Below are 5,281 nucleotides of genomic sequence, written 5' to 3' on the forward strand. Positions count from 1 at the left end.
CGTAAGCCTCGCCTGCTTCCGTCTCGCCATTCATCAGCCCCTCGTTCAAATCGAGGCTCAGAATGGCAAAACGGCGCGCGCGAAAGTCGATGTTTTAATCGCCGAAAGACTGTCCGGGATTTACCGGAATCGCTGTCCGCGAATTAGCGGAAATGCTGTCCCGGATTTAGTGAAATCGCTGTCCGGGATTTAATGGAACCCCTGTCCGCGAATTACCGAAACCCGCATCCTGGGAAAGCGGAAGCCGGATCTCGTGGCGGCCCTTGGCGCGGACACATAAAGTGCCCTCTCGCCAGTCGATGTCTTCAAGGCACATGCTCGAAACGTCGCCGGCGCGCAGGCCGAGACGTGCGAGCAGCAGCAGAACCGCGTGATCGCGGATGCCCATCGGTGTCGTGACGTCGCACGACGCAACCACCCGATCAACGTCGGCGGTGGAGATGTAGAGCGGCAAGGCCGATAACCGCCATTGCGGGACCGTCGGTATGGCCTGATCAAGCCCCGGTTGGCACAAACCCTGGGTAGCCAGATACTTGAGGTAGCCTCGCAACGCCATCGTCATCGTCTTGAGGTTGGCGCGCGAACTGCGCTGGGCCTCGTCAAGAATCACTTGCCGAACAAGACGGGCATCGTACAGTTTTGGATCAGGACCGAGGTCGGCAAGCAGCCATGACCATACGACCGTGGCGACGGACGGTGCGCTCGGATATCCCCGATGCCGTCTCAGCCAAGTCTGGAAAGCACCAATTTGCACCTCGTGAAGGTCTACACCTGGCAGCTCACGTGTAGACGGCGTCACCGCCCCGTATTCCACCAGGAAACCAACGAACCGGCGTGCGCGATTGACATATTTGGCCGACAAGGACCGCGAGCGTATTGAAGCTGACAAGCCTGAAGAGGGGACTAAGCCAGTCTGGGACCTTCTCAGCCCTTGGCGCGAGCTGGATTTCCTACGACCTTTGCCCCTGCAGGGACATCTCGCGTGACTACGCTTCCCGCGCCCACGACTGCATGGTCGCCAATCGTAACGCCCGGGAGAATGATTACTCCGCCGCCGATCCAGACGCCCCTGCCAATGTACACGGGTCGTCCGAGTTGAAGCCCAGCCTGCCGCTGCTCGGGATCGTGTGGGTGATCGGCGGTATAGATCTGCACAGCGGGCCCGATTGTGGTTCCTTCGCCAATCGTCACCTCGGCCACGTCAAGGATGACGCAGTTGAAATTGAGATACGCGTGGGCTCCGATCCGGATATTAAATCCGTAATCGCAGTGAAAGGGCGGACGGATAACCGCTCCATGCCCAACCTCTCCTAGCCGCTCGCAGAGGAGCACATGCCACTGCTCGGGAGGCGCCCCTAGTGTATCATTGTACCGCTTCAGCCAAGCTCCGGTGACCAACAGGTCGGCTTGGATCTCCGGATCCGCGGCATTGTACATCTCGCCCGCAAGCATCTTATCTTTTTGACTGCGTGTCATTCTTTCTCCTCCGATCGTGTTGGATGGTGGTTAGTCCTCATACAGCATCCATATCCCTTCTGGAGAGAGATTAGAAGCTGAAGCCCGCTCGTCTTGAATAAATCCCATCTCATAACCCTAGCAGGGTACACGCCAATGTTTAGCATAGGGCGATCGAAGGACGCTCCGGTCGAGATTAGATGCGTGAGGCCTCCTGGCACAATATCTCCCGCATCCACTTGTTTCCAGGATCCGTGTCGTAAAGGGCGGGCCACTGGACAGCCTCGATGAACGGAGGAAGAGGCAGGGGGAATTTGATGATTCGAAGAGGTAGCGTTTTTGCAAAGCGCTTGGCCAGCCGCAACGGCATGCTCGCTATACGGTTCGTTCCCAACAGTAAGGGCGGGATCAAGGTAAAACCGGGCACGATGAGTTCGATACGTCTCTTGAGACTGTGCCCGCGCAATAGCCGTTCCTCGATCGAGGGCCCATGCGTGCGTCCGAAGGCAACCGAAACATGCCCCATAGACATGTATTTCTCGAAGCAAAGCTGCCGCGCCAGCTGCTTGTTCGTCAGGCAGCCGACGCACACTAATGTTTCATTGAACAATTTCACTTTGGGATTCGCGCTCGACATGAACAACTCAGGAAGAATTAAAAAATCGACGTGGCCGCAATGAAGAAGCTCGCCTGGATCGTCGTGGAGAGGCAGCAACTCAAAGCTGACGCCGGGAGCCTCCCGAGCCACTCGTGCTACGATCTTCTCAAAGAACACGAGTGTCATGAAGTCGGACAGGATGATTCTGAAACGGCGCTCCGATTTTGATGGGTTGAACGGATCTGAGGAAACGATGGAGAATTGGATGTGCAGCAGGGCCTCGCGAACGGCGGAAGCGAGCCCCGCAGCACGAGGCGTTGTAATAAATTCGCGGCCCCGCATGATGAACAGTTCGTCGCCGAAATAGGTGCGGAGCCGTGCGATGGCTGCACTCATGGCGGGTTGACTGAGGTTGATGCTGCGCGCAGCTGCGGTAACGCTTCGATTAGTCATCACAGCATCGAGCGCGACGAGGAGATTTAAATCTAGACCCTTAAAACGCATTGCCCGACTTATCCATTGCGCGGACTAATACCATGCACACAACAACTTCAGCCACTGCAGGAAAGACGTTAAAAGGCCTGCGGCGATGACGGTCTACGGCTGCAGACACTATGGCACTACAATTCCAATGACCGTGCTCGACACCAAGGACGGTTGAGCCACCGGACGTGCTAGCGTCGGCGTCAGAGCTCAGAGTGCCGTTGCTTGCCGGGGAGGGTTGTTCAAGACATGACACTGCCGGAGCGTGCGATCGTTCACGACCATTCCATCTACGACACAAAGATAGTACTGTGCCTGGCTTGCCACGCATCCACGCTTCAAAATGCATACTTTCGTTTTCCTCGTTCTGGCTCAACTTGGCGAAACGCCCTTTTCGCCAAGTTGATAAAGTGACGTCCTGACGAACGATGGTGCGCTTTCAGGCCTCAAGCCCGAACCGTAGTCACCACCTTGCCGTGGTCGCGGGTGAGTACTCGTATTCGCTCCGCAGCGGATCGCTTCATGAGGCAGTCAATCGTGAAAAGGATCAGCCGCCGACGATGCGGTTCAGTTCTGGGCTCGAATTTCTGCGTATATCGTTGGCGTCTCTCCGGTAATTAGATCAGGGGAGCGGTCATATAGTGTCCACTCTGCCGCTCTTTCCATGCAAAGTTCATATGGCATCATGTGCTCCGGGTATGGCCGAGAACGCCGTGTAGGTAGGTGCACCAGGGGCGCCCCCATTCACTAAGCTGCGACTCGACAGAAAGTGCGACGCGACTATGGTACTGGCGGTTTCTATCCTTCGGGTCTGAATCGGCCAACTTCCGAGGTGTCGCGCATCCATCTAAAGCATGGATGGCTATCATGCGAAAAGTCGATTTCCCAGACTTGCCGAATGCCTTTAGAAGAAGGCCGAGTATGTTCGGAGGGCAAGGATGGAAAGCCAATCACACCTCAACAGGCACGGTTGCAATGAAGATATGTTTGGCAATCCCGGCCTCAGATGTATCAAGGTAGGCCTGACGAGTAATTTAAGGTCGGTTGGGCTCATAGCGGATCATTTGGGCTTCGAAGCCGTTCCGCAAATATGGCGTCAGCCGCCAATCTCCAGGCCATTCCCTGCGAGCACGATCAAGACCTATCGTATGCCTCACTCAAGGGTTCGCGGTGCCGTGCACGGCTGAGCAGAGTCAGTGACCAGGACTCCACAAAAATTAACCTACGCTCCAACTTAATGGCGTTGCCAAGAAGCTCCTCCGGCGTTCGTTAAAGTTACAACGGCCTCGACTTTAAGGATGTGGCGCGAGGACACCAGCTCCCGAGGAGAGACTCATGGATCAGCCCGCTTGGAAGCGGCCGCATACGACGCGCCTGACCATCGGTGGCGACGACGCACAGCGACCGCAGATGCCGAACTTGGCGTCCATCGACCTAAACCTACTGGTGGATCTCGGGGCGTTGCTTCAATACCGCAACATAACCCACGCGGCCCAGCATGTTGGCCGGAGTCAACCAGCGATGAGCCGAGCGTTGTCAAGGCTGCGGGGCATGTTCAATGACGATCTACTGGTTCGCGGCTTGAGCGGTTTGGTTCCAACGCTCATGGCTGAACGCTTAGCTGAAATGTTGCCTTCGGTGTTGGATGCGATTCGACAAACGGTGAACTGCAGCGTCGCTCCAAGGGAATGGCGATGGAAGGTAACGATGGCCATTACCGATCACCAAGCGTTAGTTCTGTTGCCGCGCCTCCTGCCGCGGTTGCGCGAGGGTGCCCCTCATCTCGACATGGTCACCGATGTGGTCTTGGCCAACGCACTGCGGCGCCTGGAGCAAGGGGAGATCGATCTGGCGGTCGGGCAGATTGGCGCTGCTCCGCCTGGCTACTTGCGGCGCAGGCTCTACGCCGACCGCTTTAGCTGCCTCATTCGCCGCGACCACCCGGTCCTGAAACAGGAGTGGACTTTAGAAAGTTTCGCGGCCTTGCGCCACGTCGCCATTGCCTCGCAGCACGACGACCGCTTCCATAAGATCTATGATGGACTGACCGAGCTGAGCGTGGCGGATTGTGATCCCATCGTGGTTTCCAATGTACTGACGGGGGCGCTTATTATCGCGGCGACCGACTTGGTGCTGGTTGTACCTAGCCGCGTTGCCACCCGAATCGCCTCCGTGCTGCCACTTGCAGTTGTCACTCCACCTTTGGAACTATCTCCCTACGAAGTGGCGCTCATCTGGCACGAGCGTTGCCACCGCGACCGAGAGCATGGCTGGCTACGGCGCGAAATTACCGCCGCAGCACGGGAGTGACGACCAGGTAATTGACATGCTATCGGCAGTCATCGATGTCATTGTGCCGTTTTTTCTACAGCGATGTCTGCGAGGTGGGGGAGATTGGTGATACTCGGAACATTATATCGCCAGAATGGAACAGTATAAAGCCTCCGCCACAAAACCGTGAAATTTTTATGAGGCTCCGAAATGCACGTGATGGAGGCAACTGGTCAATGCCCGCAATGTGAGACAAGCCCGCAGACTGTTCTGACAAAGAGCTGGAAGGCGGGCCGACCGCCCCCGGGGCGGTCGGCAATGGTCAAGCGAAATTCCAGGAAGAGGGCTCGGGTCGGTGATGTCACGTTGTCAGCGGCTTAACGGTTGTCTGGTAATAGGTTGGGATGAACAGTCCGGCCGTAAGCTACAAGAACCACCGCTTTCCACCGCAGATCATCGCCCGTGCGGTCTGGC

General features: G+C 56.8%; 5 protein-coding genes and 1 pseudogene. 3 read left to right on the top strand and 3 right to left on the bottom strand.

Annotated elements, in window-relative coordinates; translation table 11 throughout:
- Nucleotides 1–193 (top strand): hypothetical protein (locus BN1800_RS42085; RefSeq protein WP_210191323.1); only part of this gene is annotated, 193 nt, incomplete at its 5' end.
- On the opposite strand, the gene BN1800_RS38870 is transcribed toward BN1800_RS42085, so the two are convergent.
- The 3 genes from BN1800_RS38870 to BN1800_RS38880 all read right to left on the bottom strand — a co-directional run bounded on the left by BN1800_RS38870 (nt 167) and on the right by BN1800_RS38880 (nt 2,557).
- Entirely contained in the window at nt 167–799 is a 633-nt protein-coding gene (locus tag BN1800_RS38870; protein WP_143534257.1) for a tyrosine-type recombinase/integrase, read from the bottom strand. The genes BN1800_RS42085 and BN1800_RS38870 overlap by 27 nt on opposite strands.
- 125 nt (nt 800–924) lie before the next feature.
- Nucleotides 925–1,476, bottom strand: coding sequence for a sugar O-acetyltransferase (locus tag BN1800_RS38875; protein WP_027513894.1), 552 nt, complete (start codon nt 1,474–1,476; stop codon nt 925–927).
- Between the two features lie 175 nt (nt 1,477–1,651).
- A complete protein-coding gene (locus tag BN1800_RS38880) occupies nt 1,652–2,557 on the bottom strand; it encodes a LysR family transcriptional regulator (RefSeq protein ID WP_027513895.1) in 906 nt (301 codons plus the stop codon).
- A gap of 1,314 nt (nt 2,558–3,871) precedes the next feature.
- Between BN1800_RS38880 and BN1800_RS38885 the strand changes: the two genes are divergently transcribed.
- Together BN1800_RS38885 and BN1800_RS41055 are read left to right on the top strand one after the other, a co-directional pair.
- Nucleotides 3,872–4,846, top strand: coding sequence for a LysR family transcriptional regulator (locus BN1800_RS38885; protein ID WP_087006192.1), 975 nt, complete (start codon nt 3,872–3,874; stop codon nt 4,844–4,846).
- A gap of 319 nt (nt 4,847–5,165) precedes the next feature.
- Nucleotides 5,166–5,281: pseudogene (locus tag BN1800_RS41055) on the top strand (IS6 family transposase); the annotation flags it as partial.

Origin of the sequence: Rhizobium sullae (assembly GCF_900169785.1) — a bacterium.
Taxonomy (GTDB): Bacteria; Pseudomonadota; Alphaproteobacteria; order Rhizobiales; family Rhizobiaceae; genus Rhizobium; species Rhizobium sullae.